This window comes from Streptomyces sp. C1-1 (genome assembly GCF_050214755.1).
In the GTDB taxonomy this organism is placed as follows: domain Bacteria; phylum Actinomycetota; class Actinomycetes; order Streptomycetales; family Streptomycetaceae; genus Streptomyces.
Window position 1 is genome coordinate 8,676,857 of record NZ_CP189826.1, and the last position, 16,770, is coordinate 8,693,626.

At 71.8% G+C, this 16,770-nt stretch carries 18 protein-coding genes; 11 read left to right on the forward strand and 7 right to left on the reverse strand.

The genetic code is table 11. The annotated features are described in order from the left end of the window. Nucleotides 1–91 precede the first annotated feature (91 nt). Nucleotides 92–559, forward strand: coding sequence for a DUF6214 family protein (locus tag ACQF4J_RS39415; RefSeq protein ID WP_351576815.1), 468 nt, complete (start codon nt 92–94; stop codon nt 557–559). A gap of 42 nt (nt 560–601) precedes the next feature. Here ACQF4J_RS39415 and ACQF4J_RS39420 read toward each other — a convergent pair whose 3' ends face one another. Continuing rightward, nucleotides 602–1,297 carry a TetR/AcrR family transcriptional regulator gene (locus ACQF4J_RS39420; RefSeq protein WP_351576812.1) on the reverse strand — a complete coding sequence of 232 codons (696 nt, stop codon included), beginning with the start codon at nt 1,295–1,297 and terminating at the stop codon, nt 602–604. A 267-nt stretch (nt 1,298–1,564) separates the two neighbouring features. Here ACQF4J_RS39420 and ACQF4J_RS39425 point away from each other — a divergent pair, with 267 nt between their 5' ends. Further along, nucleotides 1,565–1,813: a DUF2630 family protein gene (locus ACQF4J_RS39425; protein WP_351576809.1), complete on the forward strand. Its 249-nt coding sequence runs from the start codon at nt 1,565–1,567 to the stop codon at nt 1,811–1,813. Nucleotides 1,814–1,829: 16 nt separating this feature from the next. Here the strand turns inward: ACQF4J_RS39425 and ACQF4J_RS39430 are convergent, their stop codons facing one another. The 3 genes from ACQF4J_RS39430 to ACQF4J_RS39440 all read right to left on the reverse strand — a co-directional run bounded on the left by ACQF4J_RS39430 (nt 1,830) and on the right by ACQF4J_RS39440 (nt 3,944). Continuing rightward, nucleotides 1,830–2,519 (reverse strand): HAD family hydrolase, encoded by a 690-nt coding sequence (locus ACQF4J_RS39430; RefSeq protein WP_351576806.1) that lies wholly within the window; start codon nt 2,517–2,519, stop codon nt 1,830–1,832. Between the two features lie 72 nt (nt 2,520–2,591). Beyond that, entirely contained in the window at nt 2,592–3,281 is a 690-nt protein-coding gene (locus ACQF4J_RS39435; RefSeq protein ID WP_427167924.1) for a phosphatase PAP2 family protein, read from the reverse strand. A 120-nt stretch (nt 3,282–3,401) separates the two neighbouring features. Further along, nucleotides 3,402–3,944 carry a DUF5134 domain-containing protein gene (locus ACQF4J_RS39440; RefSeq protein ID WP_351576929.1) on the reverse strand — a complete coding sequence of 181 codons (543 nt, stop codon included), beginning with the start codon at nt 3,942–3,944 and terminating at the stop codon, nt 3,402–3,404. Nucleotides 3,945–4,108: 164 nt separating this feature from the next. On the opposite strand from ACQF4J_RS39440, the gene ACQF4J_RS39445 reads away from it, so the two are divergent. The 3 genes from ACQF4J_RS39445 (at nt 4,109) to ACQF4J_RS39455 (ending at nt 9,228) form a co-directional block, all read left to right on the forward strand. Then, nucleotides 4,109–6,004, forward strand: a complete 1,896-nt coding sequence (locus ACQF4J_RS39445) for an FUSC family protein (RefSeq protein WP_427167926.1) — start codon at nt 4,109–4,111, stop codon at nt 6,002–6,004. Further along, nucleotides 6,001–6,540: a MarR family winged helix-turn-helix transcriptional regulator gene (locus ACQF4J_RS39450; RefSeq protein WP_351576797.1), complete on the forward strand. Its 540-nt coding sequence runs from the start codon at nt 6,001–6,003 to the stop codon at nt 6,538–6,540. The genes ACQF4J_RS39445 and ACQF4J_RS39450 overlap by 4 nt, the downstream gene beginning before the upstream one ends. A gap of 87 nt (nt 6,541–6,627) precedes the next feature. Further along, the gene (locus ACQF4J_RS39455) at nt 6,628–9,228 is read left to right on the forward strand and encodes a cellulosome protein (protein WP_427168673.1); all 2,601 of its coding nucleotides are present in this window, start codon (nt 6,628–6,630) and stop codon (nt 9,226–9,228) included. An 87-nt stretch (nt 9,229–9,315) separates the two neighbouring features. On the opposite strand, the gene ACQF4J_RS39460 is transcribed toward ACQF4J_RS39455, so the two are convergent. Further along, nucleotides 9,316–9,708 (reverse strand): VOC family protein, encoded by a 393-nt coding sequence (locus tag ACQF4J_RS39460; protein ID WP_351576792.1) that lies wholly within the window; start codon nt 9,706–9,708, stop codon nt 9,316–9,318. Between the two features lie 70 nt (nt 9,709–9,778). On the opposite strand from ACQF4J_RS39460, the gene ACQF4J_RS39465 reads away from it, so the two are divergent. Then, nucleotides 9,779–10,315, forward strand: coding sequence for a GNAT family N-acetyltransferase (locus ACQF4J_RS39465; protein ID WP_351576790.1), 537 nt, complete (start codon nt 9,779–9,781; stop codon nt 10,313–10,315). Between the two features lie 3 nt (nt 10,316–10,318). Here the strand turns inward: ACQF4J_RS39465 and ACQF4J_RS39470 are convergent, their stop codons facing one another. Continuing rightward, complete coding sequence (locus ACQF4J_RS39470; RefSeq protein WP_351576787.1) at nt 10,319–11,002, reverse strand: glycerophosphodiester phosphodiesterase; 684 nt, start codon at nt 11,000–11,002, stop codon at nt 10,319–10,321. Nucleotides 11,003–11,388: 386 nt separating this feature from the next. Here ACQF4J_RS39470 and ACQF4J_RS39475 point away from each other — a divergent pair, with 386 nt between their 5' ends. From ACQF4J_RS39475 to ACQF4J_RS39495, 5 genes are all read left to right on the forward strand, one after another. Then, nucleotides 11,389–12,786: a DUF6421 family protein gene (locus ACQF4J_RS39475; protein ID WP_351576784.1), complete on the forward strand. Its 1,398-nt coding sequence runs from the start codon at nt 11,389–11,391 to the stop codon at nt 12,784–12,786. A 50-nt stretch (nt 12,787–12,836) separates the two neighbouring features. Beyond that, nucleotides 12,837–13,586, forward strand: a complete 750-nt coding sequence (locus ACQF4J_RS39480; protein ID WP_351576781.1) for an SDR family oxidoreductase — start codon at nt 12,837–12,839, stop codon at nt 13,584–13,586. Then, nucleotides 13,583–14,656, forward strand: a complete 1,074-nt coding sequence (locus ACQF4J_RS39485) for a threonine aldolase family protein (protein ID WP_427167929.1) — start codon at nt 13,583–13,585, stop codon at nt 14,654–14,656. The genes ACQF4J_RS39480 and ACQF4J_RS39485 overlap by 4 nt, the downstream gene beginning before the upstream one ends. 78 nt (nt 14,657–14,734) lie before the next feature. Then, a complete protein-coding gene (locus ACQF4J_RS39490; RefSeq protein WP_427167931.1) occupies nt 14,735–15,307 on the forward strand; it encodes a transglutaminase-like domain-containing protein in 573 nt (190 codons plus the stop codon). A gap of 8 nt (nt 15,308–15,315) precedes the next feature. Further along, nucleotides 15,316–16,017, forward strand: coding sequence for a B3/B4 domain-containing protein (locus ACQF4J_RS39495; protein WP_427167933.1), 702 nt, complete (start codon nt 15,316–15,318; stop codon nt 16,015–16,017). A gap of 10 nt (nt 16,018–16,027) precedes the next feature. On the opposite strand, the gene ACQF4J_RS39500 is transcribed toward ACQF4J_RS39495, so the two are convergent. Further along, nucleotides 16,028–16,756 (reverse strand): class I SAM-dependent methyltransferase, encoded by a 729-nt coding sequence (locus ACQF4J_RS39500; RefSeq protein ID WP_427167935.1) that lies wholly within the window; start codon nt 16,754–16,756, stop codon nt 16,028–16,030. Between the last annotated feature and the right edge of the window lie 14 nt (nt 16,757–16,770).

A 16,770-nucleotide genomic window follows, 5' to 3' on the forward strand; every position in this document is an offset into this window, starting at 1 on the left:
TTCGTATGGAATGTGATCATGCGGTTACGTTGCGTGTGTGCTAGAAGCATCCTTTCTCAATCTTTCTGATCGTTGCCCGTCGGATGGCGCTGTGTCCGTGTGGCCCGCGTGGGAAGTGCGGGAGGGCGGGGACAGTACGGCGTGGTTCCATGTCCGGCTGGCGTTCACCGACGGCGCCCGGGTCGACGCGCTCGCCGTGGTCGGCGGGGGGTGCGTCTCCCTGGAGGACGTCCGGGCCCAGCCGGCGCTGTCCCTGGACGACCTCGCGGTGCTCGCGGAGTGGATCGAGGAGCCGCTCTTCGAGGCGTGCGGCGGCGCCGGGGAATCGGGCGCGGAGGGCGAGGAGTCAGGGAGCGGACGTCGGGCCCGCCCTTCCTGGCCGCGCGGCATCGAGGGGCGGTGGCTCGTCGCGCAGGAGTACCGCGCGGCCCAGGAGGAAGGCGTCGACCCGGTCCTCGCGGTGATGGACGCGACCGGGCACAGCCGGCGCAAGTCGCTGCGGATGATCTCGCAGGCGCGGGACGCGGGCTTCCTGACGCCCCGTCACATCCGCCGCTGACCGGGCGAGTCGGTCGAGCTCGACGTTCCTGTCGAGCCCGGGTCACTTCGACCCGGCCGGCACCTCCGATCCCTCGTCCGGCTCCTCGCCCGTGGCGAAGAACCGTGACAGGTCGGACTGTTGAGTCCCGCCGGACGCTTCCCCGGTGTCCGGCGGGACGCCCATCTCCCAGTCGAGCCGGTAACGCGCGAACAACTCGGCTCGCAGGGTGGTCAGTTGCATCGGCACATTCGGCAGCACCATCGCGTAGACGGCGCCCATCAGCAGGGAGCGCAGCATGGGGTAGTCGGTGGCCGCGTCCCGCGAACCGTGCCGGGCGACGGTGTCCCGCAGCAGTTCGGCGAGCCGCTGCTGCTCCGGGCACTGCATGAAGCCCTCGGCCTGCAGCAGCCCCGCCATGTGCTGGCGCATCAGCACCGGCCGGTCCCGGGCCAGGCCGAGGATCGCGTCGATGGCCCGCGCCATCCGCTCCCGCCCGTCCTCGGTGCGCGGCTCGCGCTCCAGCGCCTCCTCCAGTGTGCGGTGCATCAGCCGGTGCACCGCCGACTGCACCAACTGCCGCTTCCCCGGGAAGTAGTACGACACCAGACCGCGTGCCGAGCCGGCCCGGTCCGCGATGTCGCCGAGCGTCGTCGCCTCGTAGCCGTGCTCGCCGACCATTTCGACAGCCGCCTGCAGGAGCCGCTCCCGAGAACGTCTCCGCAACTCTTCATTGACCGAGGCGCTGCGCGGGGACATGCTGTAACTCCTGCGTTGACTGGCTGCCAGCCAACTATACTCAACGCATCCGGACCGCCACCTTCAAAGGGCGTGGTCAGGGCTGCCGTCCGTCTGGGGCGACGCGGGGGATCGTCTCAGGCGGGCGGTCATGTCGCCCCGAAGGTGTCCTGAGGCTACTGTTTCGGCTCCTGGCGGCCTTGACCTCCGGTTCTCCCACTGCCGTCGCACAGCGGCCCCCGCGTCCCTACAGTGGTCATCGGTGTCGAGCCGAGGAGGCGTAGGGGCATGGAACAGGACGAGCGGATCCTGGCCAGGATCTCGGAGATGGTCGAGGACGAGCGCAGGCTCCGCACTTCTCTCGCCTCCGGGGAGATCGACGGCGAGACGGAACAGCAGCGGCTGGGCCGGCTGGAGCGCGAACTCGACCAGTGCTGGGACCTGTTGCGGCAGCGGCGCGCCAAGGCGGAGTTCGGGGGGAACCCGGACGAGGCGAGCGTGCGTCCCTCCTCGCAGGTGGAGGGATATCTGGAATAGGGGCCGCGGAGCCGGCTCAGTCGACCAGGCCCAGCACCGGGCGCAGCGCGTCCGGCCGCTGCGCCACCGGCAGATGGTCAACGAAGTGCACCCGGCATCCCAGGGCCGCCGCACCGCCGTCCGCCTCCCGGCTGTCGCCGACCATCAGCACCTCGTGCGGTTCGACCTCGAGGGCCTCGCAGGCGAGGGCGAACAGTCGCGGGTCGGGCTTCTGGATGCCGTGCCGGTACGACAGCACGTACGTGTCCACGAACCGGTCCAGGTCGTGGGCCTCGAAGACGGGGCGCGGGTCCCAGCCGATGTTGCTGACCACGCCGATGCCGAGCCCTCGCTCGCACAGCGCGTACAGCACCTCGGCGGCGTCGGGGTACGGCGCCCACGCGGCCGGCGTCATGTGCCGGTCGTACAGCGCGTCGTGCAGGGCCGGGTCGGGCAGCGGCACCTTGCGGGAGAGGCCGGTGTAGGCGGCCCGGTGCAGCTCGGCGCTCGCGTCGCGCACCCGCCACAGCTCGGCGACATCCGCGGGCACCTGGAGCGGGGACGCCCCGCCGGGCAGTGCGCCCGCCGCCTCCAGCGCCTTCGCCGCCTGCAGCAACTCCTGCTCCGGAAGCGGCGTCCCGGCTTCCTTCAGCACGGCGCGCAGCCAGGACTCGGTGGACTCGATGCGGAAGAGGGTGCCGGAGAAGTCGAAGAGGACGGCGAGCATGGAGGGATCCTACGGTGCGACGTTCCGGCGCGCGGGAGGGTGTCCGTCGCGGTGGACGCGGACGTATTCCGCTCAGTCACGCTCGGGGCCCCACCGCTGATGGACCACGACGGCGACCGCGACCAGCGTCGCCCCCAGCAACCAGCCCCCCAGTACGTCCGAAGGCCAGTGCACGCCCAGCCACACCCGGGTCACACCGACCCCGGTCACCGAGACGACCGCCACCCACAGCGCCGTCAGCCGCAGGGCGCGGCCCGCGCCGTAGTGGTGGACCAGCCACAGCAGGAGTCCGCAGACGATCGTGGCGGTCATCGCGTGACCCGAGGGGAAGGCCGCGTAGCGGGCCGAGTCGACGGGATCGGGCCAGACGGGGCGCGGGCGGTCGACCGCGGCCTTCAGCGCCTGCTGCAGCACCGAGCCCAGTGCGACAGCGGTCGCCAGCCAGTACGCCGTCCACCGCGCCGAGCGCCGCCACACCAGCCACACCACGGTGAGCGCGGTCGCGAGGCGCATCGTCCAGGGGTCCCAGACCCAGTCGGTCAGGATGCGGAAGGCGTGGGTGAGGCCGGGTTCGTCCACGGCCCAGCGGTGCGCGGTGCGGGCGACGTCGCCGTCGAGGGTCATCAGGGGCCGCCACTCGGCCACGACCACGGCGAGAAGGAGGACCGAGCACACGGCCAGGACGCCCGCGGCGCCGGTGGCGCGCGCGGCGGGGCGGTGGTCCGGCGGGCGGGGCGGGGATTCGACGGACGGGTTGTACATGGAGCGATCCTCGCCGACGGGTGAGGCCTGCGGCCAACACGCGGATGCCTGTCGTCGCGAGTTCCCCGAAAGGGCACTTCCACCCCGGCGGCGGACCGTGGGGCCCGGCTTCGACGGCGCTCAGAGTGTGATCAGCATCGCCACCATCGCGATGCCCATCGACAGCCGGCACGCCCGAGCCAGCTCCGGCCGGTCGCCCCACCCCACGGCCCCGCCGCCCGCGGTCGCGGGTATCAGCCGCACGCCGGACAGCAGGACGTAGCCCGTGAAGTAGAGCAGCAGCGCACCCGTGAGCAGCGGCACCCCGGAAGGCCCGCCGTGCCCGGCGTGGTGGCCGGGAGAGGCGGCCATCACGACCGCCATGTAGACCATCGCCGAGGTGCCGACCAGGTGGTGCAGATGGTGCGGGTCCCGGCGCGCGGCCCACAGGGCGCGCAGCGCGGCCGACCCGAACAGGACGGCGTAACCGGGCCAGGCCCACGACGGCTGGCTGATCACCGCCGCCGGCACGGCCATCGCGGCCATCCCGAAGCCCATCAGCGCCTCGCCGCCCGCGGAGCGGCGCTGTTCCTCGACGCTGCTGCGCATCCGCAGCAGACAGTAGGCCCCGGTCGCCGCACACAGCGCGACCAGCAGCCAGCCGGGCGAAGCCGGTCCGTGCACGCGCACCTCCCCGCTCGACGGTGTCGACAGTGCGTCGATGCCCGGGCCGTCCGGTGCGCACGCGAGCGCAAGGGTGTACACGGGGAGCATTCGAGGGAGCACGGCAGGTGAGCAGAGCCGCCGGGAAATGATTTATGGGTAAAACACCTGTTAAGCTTGTGGGCATGAGCCGTGCGACCCCCGTCCCCACCACGCCCCGCACCCGCCGACTCCCGCTGGCCGGCGTCCTGCGTCTCGGTCGCCCGTCGGCCATCTGGTTCAAGCCCGCGCTGAGCGTGGTCGCCTCGGTCGCCCCGCCCAACCTCCTCCTGTTGGCCCTCGGCCGGCTCGACCTGGCGATGTACACGATGGCCGGATCGCTGTGCGCCCTCTACGCGCACAACCGCCCGTACGCCGCCCGGGCCCGGGTCCTGGCCTGGATCGTCCTGGGCATGGTCGGCGGCCTCGCCGTCGCCCTGACCGCGGCCTCCCTCACCTCCGACGCCGTCGTCCTGGTCACCGTGGGCGCGGTGCTCGCGGCGGCGCAGAAGGTGCTGTGCGACGCGACCCGGGTCGGCCCGCCCGGCAACGTCGTGCTCACCTTCATCAGCTCCGCCTCCCTGTTCGTCCCGCAGACCCTCGCCCAGCTGCCCGGCCACCTCGCCCTGGCCCTCGCGGCAGGTGCCTGGGCCTGGCTGGTCGGCATGGCGCCCGGCCTGCTGCGCCCGCACGGCCCGGAACGCCGGGCCACCGCCCAGGCCCTCGACGCGGCCGCCGCGTACGCCGCCGCCCACGAAGCCGACGCCGGCCACTCCTGCTCCCGTGCCGAGGGCGGCCACTCCTGTTCCTGTGCCGACGCCGGCCACCCCCGTTCCCGTGCCGAGGGCGGCCACTCCCGTTCCTGTGCCGACGCCGGCCACTCCTGCTCCCGTGCCGAGGGCGGCCACTCCTGTTCCCGTGCCGACGCCGGCCACCGCCGTTCCCGTGCCGACGCCGGCCACTCCTGCTCCCGTGCCGAGGACGGCCACCGCCGTTCCCGTGCCGAGGGTGGCCACCCCCGTTCCCGCGCCGCTGCGGCCGCCGCGATCCAGGCCGCTTGGCAGGCCCTCCTGGCCTCCGGTGACCCCTCCGTCCGGCGTGCCCTGGAACGCCTCGTGGTGCGCGCCGAGGTCGCCCTGGCCGCTCCCGCCGACACCGACCCCGAACTGCTGCGCACCTGGTCGCGCGCCCTGTGCGGCAGTGGCCCCGTCCCCCAGTTCCACGAACCGCGGGACGCCGACGAACTCCTCGGCGTCGACGCCGAACTCGCCGTCCCGCCGCGGCCGTTGTGGAGCAGGCTCGGCCCGCTCACCCCCCTCGCCGTCCGCACCGCCCTGGGCTGCGCCCTGGCCGGCTACGCCTCCCTCGCCCTCGGCGTCGGCCGCCCCTACTGGGCCCTGGTCACCGCGGCCTCCCTGTACCAGGCCAACCTCACCCTCACCTGGAGCCGGGGTGTCCAGCGTGTCGTCGGCAACATCCTGGGCGTGCTGCTCTTCGCCGCCGTCGCCCCGCTCGCCCACCTCGGGCAGCCGGCCCTGGTCCTGTGCTGCCTCGCCTTCAACTTCGGCGCCGAGGCCCTGATCGGCCGCAACTACTGGCTCGGCACCGTCTGCGTCACCCCGATGGCCCTGCTCATCACCGAGTTCAACCGCTACCAGGCGCCCGGCGAGCTCATCACCGAGCGCGTCGTCGACACCCTCGTCGGCGCCCTGGTCGGCTTCCTCGTCGCCGTGGCCGTCACCAACCGCCGCTCCGCCGACCGTGTCGAGCACGCGCTGGCCGCCGCCGAGCGCGCCCGCGAACGCACCGCCCGCCTGCTGGCCGCCCCCGCCGCTCCGGCCGCTCTGGAGGCCGCCCGGCGCGGGCTCGCCACGGCCCTGGCCGACCTGCGGGCCACCGTGGACGCCGCGTCCGGGGAGTGGTGGCAGCGCGCCCTGCCCCAGGAGCGGGTCGTGCGCGCCGAGCAGGCCGGACACCGTACGCTCGCCGCGACGGTACGGCAGCTGGGGCTGCGCGGGGCGAGGGAGGACGTAACGCCATGACGGCAGCGAACGGGCGGCGGCAGGGCGCGACCGAAGGCGACACCGTCTCCGCGGTCGTCCGGCAGTGGCAGGCCGTCCACCCCGGCCTCGACACCGGCCCCATGGAGATCATCGGCCGGATCAACCGCTGCGCCGCCCTCCTGCAGCAGGCCGAGGACGCCCCGCTGCGCCGGGCGGGCCTGAGCCGCCCGGAGTTCGACCTGCTGGGCGCACTGCGGCGCACCGGCCACGAACTGACCCCCAGTGAGCTGGCGCGCGAGACCTTCTCCTCCGGCGCCGCCGTCACCAAGCGGCTCAAGGCGCTCACCGAGCGCGGACTGGTGGAGCGGCGCGGCGACACCCGGGACCGACGCGTCGCGCACGTCCGCCTCACCGACGCCGGCCGGGACCTCGTCGACGCGATCCTGCCCGAACAACTCGCCTACGAGACCGCCGTGCTCTCCGCCGTCGACCCGCGAGGGCAGGGCGAACTCGCAGACCTGCTCGGCGAGTTGCTCGGCCGGCTGGAGGGCACCCCGGGCATGCTGCGGGCCTGAGCGGCGGCTTTCGGAAGTTTCGGAGGACGGAAGCCCGTTGACGCGGTCACCCCGCGGTCCTTACGTTCGACCGGGCCGGTTCGGATCATCGACTGGCGTACGGTATTTCGAACGAAGGAGGGTGCCGTGACGGCCGAGACGCTCACTGTCGACCTGGGCACCGAGACGGGACCCTTCCACGGCGGCGCGAGCGGCACGCTCTACGGCGTCTACGGCGACGGCGTGCCCAGCCGCGCGGTCGTCGAGGGCATGTACGTCCGCACGGTCACCACCAAGGCCCAGGACGGCGTCCAGCACCCCGGGGCCGACGCCCTGGAGATCCTGCCGTCCTTCGTCGCCGCGGGCGGCAGGGACGTCTACGTGTACACGACCGACTTCCACCGCGGCTTCCCCTACGAGTGGCCGGGCGCGACCGGCGAGGAGAGGCTCGCCGGCCACCTGGAGACCGTCCGCCGCCAGGTGCGGCAGGCGCAGAGGCTCGGTGCGCTCACCTCCCACCTCGTGTGGGTGCCGTTCAACGAGCCCGAGGGCAACATGTTCGGCACGGGGGAGTGGAGTTACGACGGCGTCTCCTGGCGGACCGAGCCCGGCCCCTTCTTCTCGGCCTGGACGCAGGCGTACCGCCTCATCAAGGAGATCGACCCCGCGGCGCGCGTCGCCGGCCCCAACACCAGCATTCTGTACCCGGAGGTGCGGGGCTTCCTGGAGTTCGCGCGCGACCACGACGTACTGCCGGACGTGGTGACCTGGCACGAGCTGTCGTCCCCGGACGAGGTCCGCACGAACGTCGCCGCGTACCGCGCGCTGGAACGGGAGTTGGGCATCGGCCCGCTCCCCGTCAACCTGAACGAGTACGCGCACAACTACCACCTCTCCGTCCCGGGGCAGATGATCCAGTGGATCGCAGCCGTCGAGGAGTCGAAGGTCGACGCCGACATGGCGTACTGGAACATCGCCGGCAACCTCAACGACTCGGCGGTGGAGGCGAACAGGGCCAACGGGCAGTGGTGGCTGTTCAACGCCTACGGCCAGATGTCCGGCACCACCGTTCGGGTCACCGCGCCGCACCCCAACGTCCAGTACACGCTGCAGGGCGTCGCCACGCTCGACCGGGACAAACGCCAGGCGCGGGTGCTGTTCGGCGGGGCGGGCGGGGCGGCGGACCTGGTCGTCGAGGGCGTCGACGCGGAGGTCTTCGGCACCCGGGTGCACCTGCGGCTGCAGGAGATCCCCTGGACCGGGCAAGTGGGCTCCTCCGCCCAGCCGTTGCGGCTGCGCGACGTCGAACTGCCGGTAGTCGCGGGCAGGGTGACGCTTGCGCTGACCGGTCTCGACGAGATGTCCGCCTACCAGCTGATCCTCTCCCCGGGCGGCAACGGCGCCGTGCCGCTCGCGCCGTCGACCGGCTGGCGCGGGACGTACGAGGCGGAGGACGCGCTCTACACGGGCGGCGGCTACTCGAGGAACGGCCCCGAGGGATCCCCCTCCGCCGTCGACCGGTTCGCCACCTCCGGCGGCTACCACGTGGGCGGTCTGCGCACCGGCTCCGACGGCGTCCTCGCCTTCGACGTCGAGGTCCCCCAGAACGGCACGTACGACATCCGGGTCTTCGCCAACTCCCACAACCGGGCCGACCTGGTGCGCGAGTCGGGCCCCACCAACGTCTTCCTGCGCATCGACGGCGAGGACCCGCGCGAACTGCTGCTGCCGCTCGGCTACAAGTGGGCCGTGTGGGGACACACCGACACCCGGGCCGAGCTGGCCCGGGGCCCGCACCGCATCACCCTCGCCGCCCAGGACCCCGACCTCGGTGAGACCGTGGGTGACGCCGTCATCGACAGACTGGACCTCGCCCTGCGCGACGAACGCCAAGTCGACGTCTACGAGGCCGAGTTCGCGGCGCTCGGCTCGGGAGCGCGAGTCGACTGCGCCTATCGCGGCGCCTGCGGTCCCGCAGCCGCGGTCCTCCCGCGCGGCGGCACCGTCACCTTCTGGGTGCACGCCGCCGACGACGGCGAGGCGACGGTCACCGTCGACCTGCTCGGTCCCGGAGAGGGGCTGCTCACCGTCAACGACGAGGAGACCGGGCCGTTGGCGCGCGGACCCGTGCCGCTCTTCCTGGCGGGGGGCGTCAACAAGGTGACGGTGACCGGGACTTCGGAGCACCTGGTCGTGGACCGGCTGACCGTGGGCCCGTCGCGCGGTCTGCTGCCCACGACCGCGTACCCGGCGGAGGAGGGCACGCTGACCGGTGCCGCCAGGGTGACCGCGTACTCCCGTGCCACCGGTGGCAAGGCCGTCGACGGCATCGGCGCCGGTCCCGGCAACGCGCTCACCCTGACGGTGACCGCGCCACACGCCGGACGGCACGCCCTGACCGTCCGCTACTCCAACGGCGAACAGGCGCCCGCCACGCACTACAACCCCGACCCCATCTGCCGTCACGCGGACGTCTTGGTCAACGGGGCGGCCCCGCACCGGGTGCTGTTCCCGACCACCTTCCACTTCAACGACTTCCGGCAGCTCACCCTCCCCGTCACGCTGGACGAGGGCACCAACACCGTCACCCTGACCGCCGACGAACTCCCCGACTTCGACGGGGACACCCGAAACCCCCACGGCCAGCGCTCGCCCTACGCCCCGGTGATCGACCGGATCACGGTGACCCCGCTCGCCGCGCGCCCCTGATCCGGGGTGCTCTCCCGCCCGGCCGCGTACACCCCGAACACCGCTGCCCAGCCTTCCGGCGGCCGTCACGGTGCCGCGGTGGGCGGTTCAGATCCCGGGCCGGTACCGGAGGGGATGGTCCGCCGGCACCTCCACCAGCACGATCCGCGTCCCGTCCGGGTCCTCGATCCACATCTCGATCAGCCCCCAGGGCTCCCGCACCGGGGGCCGTACGATCTCGACCCCGTTGGCGCGCAGCTCCTCGTGCGCCGCGTCGGCGTCCTCGACCTGCAGCCACAGCCGTACGGCGGGGGAGGGCGGGGCATCGGAGCGCCCCGAGACCTCCAGGAAGCCACCGCCGAGGAAGTAGACGGTGCCGCGGTCCGGCCCGGTGCCGAACTCGCGGTGGACGGCGAGGCCCAGCTGCTCGCCGTAGAAGCGACGGGAGCGCTCGGGGTCCGAGGGGCGAAGCAGGGTCCGGCTGCTGAGAACGTGCACCATGCACCCGAAGCCTAGTGGCGGCGTTACCCTCATCGGTGCCGTGCCGTGTCAGAGATCGGAGAGCCGCCCCATGGAAACCGCCGCCGGACTGACCTTCCGCGATGCCACCGACGCCGACGTAGACGCTCTGGTCGCCCTGATCGAGTCGGCGTACCGCGGAGACTCCAGCCGGGCCGGGTGGACCACCGAGGCGGACATCCTGGAAGGACAGCGCACCGATCAGGAGGGTGTGCTCGCGGTCATCAAGTCCCCCGACAGCCGGCTGCTCACGGTCGAGCGCGACGGGGTGGTCGTCGCCTGCTGCCAGCTCGAACACCGCGGCGCCCACGCCTACTTCGGGATGTTCGCCGTCAGCCCCCGGCTCCAGGGCGGCGGCCTCGGCAAGGTGATCATCGCGGAGGCGGAGCGCGCGGCCCGCGAGACCTGGGGCGTCAGCGAGATGCACATGACCGTGATCTCCGTACGCGAGGACCTCATCGCCTGGTACGAGCGCCGCGGCTACCGCCGTACGGGAAAGATGACCCCCTTCCCGTACGGCGACGAGCGCTTCGGCATCCCGCAGCGCGACGACCTGCAGTTCGAGCTGCTGGTCAAGGAGCTCGGCTGAGCGTCACGCCGTGAAGCGGGCGGTGCGCTTGATCTCCGGGTAGTCGGTGGTCGCGCCGTCCAGCTGCAGGGCCCGGACCAGACGCAGATGGTCCTGGGTGTTGACCACCCAGCCGATGATCCGCAGGTCCGCCTTGCGGGCCCGCTCGACGATCTCCAGCGTGAGCCGGCGGATGTTGAGGCAGACGGTCGCCGCGCCGGCCTCGACCGCGCGGTCCACGATGTCGGTGCCGAAGCGGCTGCCGATCAGCGCGGTGCGCACCCCGGGCACGAGACGGGCGATCTCGGCGACCGCCTCGTCGTGGAAGGAGGACACCTCCACCCGGGCGACCAGGTCCCGCTTGAGCATCACCTCGGCCAGCGCCCGGGCGGCCTGCACGTCCTTGATCTCGGCCTGCAGCGGTGTGCGTACCGCCTCCAGGACCTCCTCGAAGACCGGCACGTGCTCGCCGCGGCCCGCGTCCAGGGCGCGCAGCTCGGCGAGGGTCTTCTCGGCGATGGGGCCGGTGCCGTCGGTCGTGCGGTCCACGTCGGTGTCGTGCATGACGACGAGGGCGCCGTCCTTGCTCAGATGCAGATCGAGTTCGATGACGTCGAGGCCGGCCTGCTGGGCGGCGACGAAGGAACGGAGGGTGTTCTCGGGCTCGACACCCATGACTCCGCGGTGACCGATGGTAAGGAAGTTCAAGGTTCAACTCGCTTCCGTCGACGGGCGGCTCGGAGCGCGCGCGGACCGGAGCGGACGGCCGCGCGGGCAGAGCCGCAGCCTAACGGCCCGGCCGCGCGATGAACCCGTGCGTACACGGGGGATCGCCGTGGCGTACGGGGCCTGTCCGGCCATCGGGGCCGGAGCCGCTCACCCGGGCGTGGGCGAGTCCTGTGGGCATTGACCGGATGGCTGATACCCGTGCGGTGTGGTCGTATACCCGGAAGGGCCGTCTTCACCGTGTCGGGCAGGAAAAAGTTCTGTGACGATGCGGGTGTGCAGGATAATTTCCGGAGGCCGCTCTTGCTGGGAGAAAGCCCGTATGTATACGGTCTCCTTACGCAAGCTTCTCCCGTGGAGGATGGGACATGACGGAAATTCTTGTGCAGGCGGCTTCGGGGGAGCAGGTTCCTCCCGCGACCAGGGTGGTCGAGCACCCGGCGTGGCCGGTGCTCAAGGATGCCGTGGAGCGGATCCGGCCATGGCAGTCCAAGGACGGGTCGATCGACTTCGAGGCCGAGGGCGCACCCGAGCGCGCCGACGTCGAGACCGCCGTACGGCGTGTCGTGGAGGCCGTCGAGGAGCTCTCCCCGCTGCTCCCGCACGACACCGCCTACCACGAGGCCCTGGTCAAGGACCTGGAGCGGTGGGCCGTCGACGGCTTCCAGGTGCCCGACTTCCTGGACTCGCTGCTGGCCTTCCAGCCCGCCGCGCACCGCGCGGACGGCCTGCAGCACCTGGTCGTCTTCCCGATGTACACCCAGAACGGCAACCCCGACCGCAACCTCGAGGCGGTCGTGCTGCGCATGGTCTGGCCCGACTGGCTGGCCGAGCTGGAGCGCACCCGCTACGACAACCCGCTGTTCTGCGGAATCAAGTTCGAGGACTTCACGGCCGGGTACGACACCAACTCCGCCGTCCTCTTCCCCGAGACGATCGCCGTGCGCGAGGCGCCGGAACGTTTCTCCTGGGGTGGCATCTTCTGCGACCGCGAGGCCGCCCGCTTCCGCCGGGTCACCGACGCCGCCGTCGACATCCTGGGCCTGGAGCTGCCCGAGGACATCGCCGCGATGGTCCACGACCAGAAGCGCTGCGAGGAGGCCTTCGTCCTGTGGGACATGGTCCACGACCGCACCCACAGCCACGGCGACCTGCCCTTCGACCCGTTCATGATCAAGCAGCGCCAGCCGTTCTGGATGTACGGCCTGGAGGAGCTGCGCTGCGACCTCACGGCCTTCAAGGAGGCCGTCAAGCTCCAGGCCGACGGCGTCCCGCAGGCCCGTGACGTGCAGTACGCGGTCCTCTTCGACCGCATGTTCCGCTTCCCGGTCACCGGTGAGCGGGTGCGCAACTACGACGGTCTCGGCGGCCAGCTGCTCTTCGCCTACCTGCACAAGCACGACGTCGTCCGCTGGACCGACAACAAGCTGCACATCGACTGGCAGCGCGCCCCGCAGGTCACCAACGAGCTGTGCGCCGAGATCGAGAAGCTCTACCGCGACGGCATCGACCGCCCCAAGCTCGTCCACTGGTTCGCCGGGTACGAGCTGGTCTCCACCTACCTCGCCCCGCACCCGGGCTCCAAGTGGGCCAAGGGTCCCGACGCCCTCGACCTGAGCCAGCCGCCGCGGAAACTCGTCGATGACGTGCTTCCGGACGAGTTTCCGCTGAGCATGTTCTATGAGGCCCTCTCCAAGAAGCTCAAGAACGTGATCGCCTCGACCCGGGGCATCACGGCTCAGAGCGCCGAGCGGGTCGCCGCGTGAGCGTGCGCGGCACCGGGAACACTGCTCAGCAAGCTCAGGAGGCGAAGAACATGGCGGGGAACGGAGCTCTCAGCGGTGCGGTGATCGCGGTGGCCGGCGCGGGCGGACCCGCCGGGCGGGCCGCGCTGCTGCGGCTGGCCGAGGCCGGGGCGACCGTCGTCGGCGCCGACAACGATCCCGAGCGGCTCGCGGAGGCCGTGGACGCGGCCCGGTACGCCTCCGGCGGCGCCACGGTCACCGGTGAGTCCGTCGACCTGCTGGACCTGGAATCCACCCGGGACTGGGCCACGCACATCGAGAAGGACTTCGGCCGCGTCGACGGCGTGGTCCATCTCGTCGGCGGCTGGCGCGGCAGCGAGACCTTCATCAAGACCAGCCTCGACGACTGGGACTTCCTGGAGCTGCTGCTCATCCGGACCGTGCAGCACACCTCGCTCGCCTTCTCCGAGGCGCTCCAGCGCAGCGACCGCGGCCGCTACGTCCTGATCAGCGCCGCCGGTGCCTCCAAGCCGACCGCCGGGAACGCCGCGTACGCCGCCGCCAAGGCCGCGGCCGAGGCGTGGACGCTGGCCATGGGCGACTACTTCCGCAAGGCCGGGGGCCCCGAGGGGCCGACGTCGGCGGCTGCGATCCTGGTGGTGAAGGCGTTGGTGCACGACGCGATGCGCGCCGAGCGCCCCAACGCGAAGTTCGCAGGCTTCACGGACGTCAAGGACCTCGCGGAGGCCATCGTCGACGTCTGGAGCAAGCCCGCCGCCGAAGTGAACGGAAAGCGTCTGTGGCTGACCGACAAGCCGTGAACCCCCCGAAGACCGACGCCCGCCGCCACCACGACCCGGACGTCCGCGGCTTCGCCAGCGACAACTACGCCGGGGCCCACCCGGAGGTGCTCGCCGCCCTGGCCCTGGCCAACGGCGGGCACCAGGTCGCCTACGGCGAGGACGAGTACACCGAGAACCTGCAGCGGATCATCCGCGGCCACTTCGGGGCCACGGCGGAGGCCTTCCCGGTCTTCAACGGCACCGGCGCCAACGTCGTCGCGCTCCAGGCGGTCACCGACCGCTGGGGCGCGGTGATCTGCGCCGAGAGCGCCCACATCAACGTCGACGAGGGCGGCGCGCCCGAACGCATGGGCGGCCTGAAGCTGCTCACGGTCCCCACGCCCGACGGCAAGCTCACGCCCGAGCTGATCGACCGGCAGGCGTACGGCTGGGAGGACGAGCACCGCGCCATGCCGCAGGTCGTCTCGATCACCCAGAGCACGGAGCTCGGCACCCTCTACATGCCCCAGGAGATCCGGGCGATCTGCGAGCACGCCCACGCGCACGGGATGAAGGTGCACCTGGACGGCTCCCGCATAGCCAACGCCGCCGCGTCCTTGGACGTCCCGATGCGGACGTTCACCAACGCGGTCGGCGTCGACATCCTCTCCCTCGGCGGGACGAAGAACGGCGCGATCCTCGGCGAGGCGGTCGTGGTGATCAACCCGGACGCCGTGAGTCACATGAAGCACCTGCGCAAGCTGTCCATGCAGCTCGCTTCCAAGATGCGCTTCGTGTCGGTGCAGCTGGAGGCCCTGCTCGCCAAGGACCTGTGGCTGCGCAACGCCCGCCACTCCAACGAGATGGCCCAGCGCCTTGCCGAGGGCGTGCGCGCCGTGCACGGCGTGGAGATCCTCTACCCGGTGCAGGCCAACGGCGTCTTCGCCAAGCTCCCGCACGACGTCAGCGAGCGGCTGCAGAAGCGGTTCCGGTTCTACTTCTGGGACGAGGCGGCCGGCGTCGTGCGCTGGATGTGCGCGTTCGACACGACCGAGGACGACGTGGACGCGTTCGTGGCGGCGCTGAAGGAGGAGATGGCGCGCCAGTAGACCCCTTCGATGCATAGATATGCGGTCACTCGTAAAGTCATTGACGGTCGGGTGATCGCGTTTCTATGCTCTGCGGGCATGGAGCTGATCCAGAACACCCCCGACCTGTCCGCCTATCTGGCCGCCGATGAGGTCATCGACCATCATCATCCGCTCGTCAGGCGGACTGCGGCCCGGCTCGCGCGGGACGCCGAGGACTCGTATGCCTATGCACGGCTGGCGTTCGAGTTCGTCCGTGACACCATCCCGCACTCCCAGGACTCCGGGGACCCGCGCGTCACCTGGCGGGCCTCCGACGTCCTGGAGCAGGGCACCGGCATCTGCTACGCGAAGTCCCACGCGCTGGCGGCCTTGCTGCGGGCGGAGGACATCCCGACCGCGCTCTGCTATCAGAAGTTCGATGTGGTGCACGGCCTGGTCGCCGTCCGCTTCAACGGCGCCTGGCACCGGCAGGACCCGCGCGGCAACAAGCCCGGCGTGGACGCGCAGTTCTCCCTCGACGGGGAACGCCTGGCCTTCGCACCGGACCCGGAGTTCAATGAGCTGGACTATCCGGTCTTGTATGCTGAACCGCATCCGCTCGTCGTCGACGCACTCAGGGCCGCCCCCGACCGGGCGTACCTGTGGAAGACGCTCCCCACCGCACTGTGAGGCAGACGATGACCCTCTCGCTGACCGTGTCCGACGAGGTGCGCGCCCTCGCGCCCGGCTTCACCCACCTGGCGATCGAGGCGCACGGCCTGGTCAACGGGCCCAGCACCGCCGAGAGTTCGGCCCTGCTGGACGACGCGGCCCGCCGTCTCGCCGCCCGCCTGGACGGCCGCGCCCCGCACGAGGACCCGCACATGGCCGCCTGGCGCGCGGTGTACACCGCGTTCGGCTCCAAGCCCTCCCGCACCCGCAACTCGGCCGAGGCGCTGGCGAAGAGGGCTCTGTCGGAGGCGGGCCTGCCCCGCGTCAACCTCCTGGTCGACCTCTACAACGCCGTCAGCGTCGCCCACCTCATCCCGGTCGGCGGAGAGGACATCGACCGCATCCGAGGCGGCATGCGGCTCGTACGGGCCGGGGGCGACGAGGACTTCGTGACGGTGGCCGGCGGCGAGGAGGCCGTCGAACACCCCGACGCGGGCGAGGTGGTGTGGCGCGACGACGCCGGCGTGACCTGCCGCCGCTGGAACTGGCGCCAGGGCCCGCGCACCCGGCTCACCGAGGAGACCGTCTCGGGCATCTTCCTGCTGGAGGGTATGGCCCCGCTGCCGGTCGCCGAGACGGAGGCGGCGGGGGCCGAACTCGCCGAACTGCTGGAGAAGTTCAGCCCGGGCGCGAGCATCGACGTACGGGCGGCGCGGTCCGCCGGCTGAGCGGGCGGACTCAGGGAGCGCGGAACAGCCCCGTCCACAGGAAGGGTTCGCCGAAGCGGGAGGACTCGGGCGGCTCGTCCCGCATCCGCCGTATCTCGATCTCCGTCAGACCGGAGAAGATCCGGCGCAGGGACTCGGGCGTGTAGGCGAGCCCGCCCTCCAGCCGGCTGCGCCGGTAGAACTCCGCGTCGGGCAGCTCGGACCCCATGGCGCCGGCGGCGAAACACGTGAGCGCGAACAGCGCGCCGGGCGCGAGACATCGGCCGAGCAGCGCCAGGTAGCTGATGCGGCGGTGCGGCGGCAGATGGTGGAAGCAGCCGGAGTCGTAGACCAGGTCGTAGCGGCCGCGGATCTCCTCGTCGACCAGCGCGAAGGCGTCGCCGCACAGGAAGCGGACCTCGGCGCCCGTCTCGCGGGCGCGTTCCCGCGCCCAGTCGATCGCCACCGGCGACAGATCGACGGCGTCGACCTCGAAGCCGAGCGAGGCGAGGTACAGCGCGTTGCGGCCGGGACCGCAGCCCAGGTCGAGGGCGCGGCCCGTGGTGACCAGGCCGCGGTCGACGTAGGAGACGAGGTTCTCGTCGGGCTTGTCGGCGAAGAACGGGACCGGTCTGGCGCGGTCCGCGTAGAACTCGTCCCACCAGGAGCCCGCGTTCCCCGTCCAACGGTCGGCTCCCGTGGCGAACAGTCCGTCCAGCAACTGCAGGACGTCCTCCACCGTGCGTATGTTCCGGTCCATCAGATCCCCTTCCG

What these genes read in the sequence shown, in the direction of transcription:
- ACQF4J_RS39500 (WP_427167935.1), bottom strand. Translation starts at nt 16,756, where the DNA reads ATGGACCGGAACATACGCACGGTGGAGGACGTCCTGCAGTTGCTGGAC.
- ACQF4J_RS39450 (WP_351576797.1), top strand. Translation starts at nt 6,001, where the DNA reads ATGACGGCAGCGAACGGGCGGCGGCAGGGCGCGACCGAAGGCGACACC.
- ACQF4J_RS39445 (WP_427167926.1), top strand. Translation starts at nt 4,109, where the DNA reads ATGAGCCGTGCGACCCCCGTCCCCACCACGCCCCGCACCCGCCGACTC.
- ACQF4J_RS39490 (WP_427167931.1), top strand. Translation starts at nt 14,735, where the DNA reads ATGGAGCTGATCCAGAACACCCCCGACCTGTCCGCCTATCTGGCCGCC.
- ACQF4J_RS39435 (WP_427167924.1), bottom strand. Translation starts at nt 3,281, where the DNA reads ATGTACAACCCGTCCGTCGAATCCCCGCCCCGCCCGCCGGACCACCGC.
- ACQF4J_RS39425 (WP_351576809.1), top strand. Translation starts at nt 1,565, where the DNA reads ATGGAACAGGACGAGCGGATCCTGGCCAGGATCTCGGAGATGGTCGAG.
- ACQF4J_RS39465 (WP_351576790.1), top strand. Translation starts at nt 9,779, where the DNA reads ATGGAAACCGCCGCCGGACTGACCTTCCGCGATGCCACCGACGCCGAC.
- ACQF4J_RS39495 (WP_427167933.1), top strand. Translation starts at nt 15,316, where the DNA reads ATGACCCTCTCGCTGACCGTGTCCGACGAGGTGCGCGCCCTCGCGCCC.
- ACQF4J_RS39475 (WP_351576784.1), top strand. Translation starts at nt 11,389, where the DNA reads ATGACGGAAATTCTTGTGCAGGCGGCTTCGGGGGAGCAGGTTCCTCCC.
- ACQF4J_RS39480 (WP_351576781.1), top strand. Translation starts at nt 12,837, where the DNA reads ATGGCGGGGAACGGAGCTCTCAGCGGTGCGGTGATCGCGGTGGCCGGC.
- ACQF4J_RS39430 (WP_351576806.1), bottom strand. Translation starts at nt 2,519, where the DNA reads ATGCTCGCCGTCCTCTTCGACTTCTCCGGCACCCTCTTCCGCATCGAG.
- ACQF4J_RS39460 (WP_351576792.1), bottom strand. Translation starts at nt 9,708, where the DNA reads ATGGTGCACGTTCTCAGCAGCCGGACCCTGCTTCGCCCCTCGGACCCC.
- ACQF4J_RS39420 (WP_351576812.1), bottom strand. Translation starts at nt 1,297, where the DNA reads ATGTCCCCGCGCAGCGCCTCGGTCAATGAAGAGTTGCGGAGACGTTCT.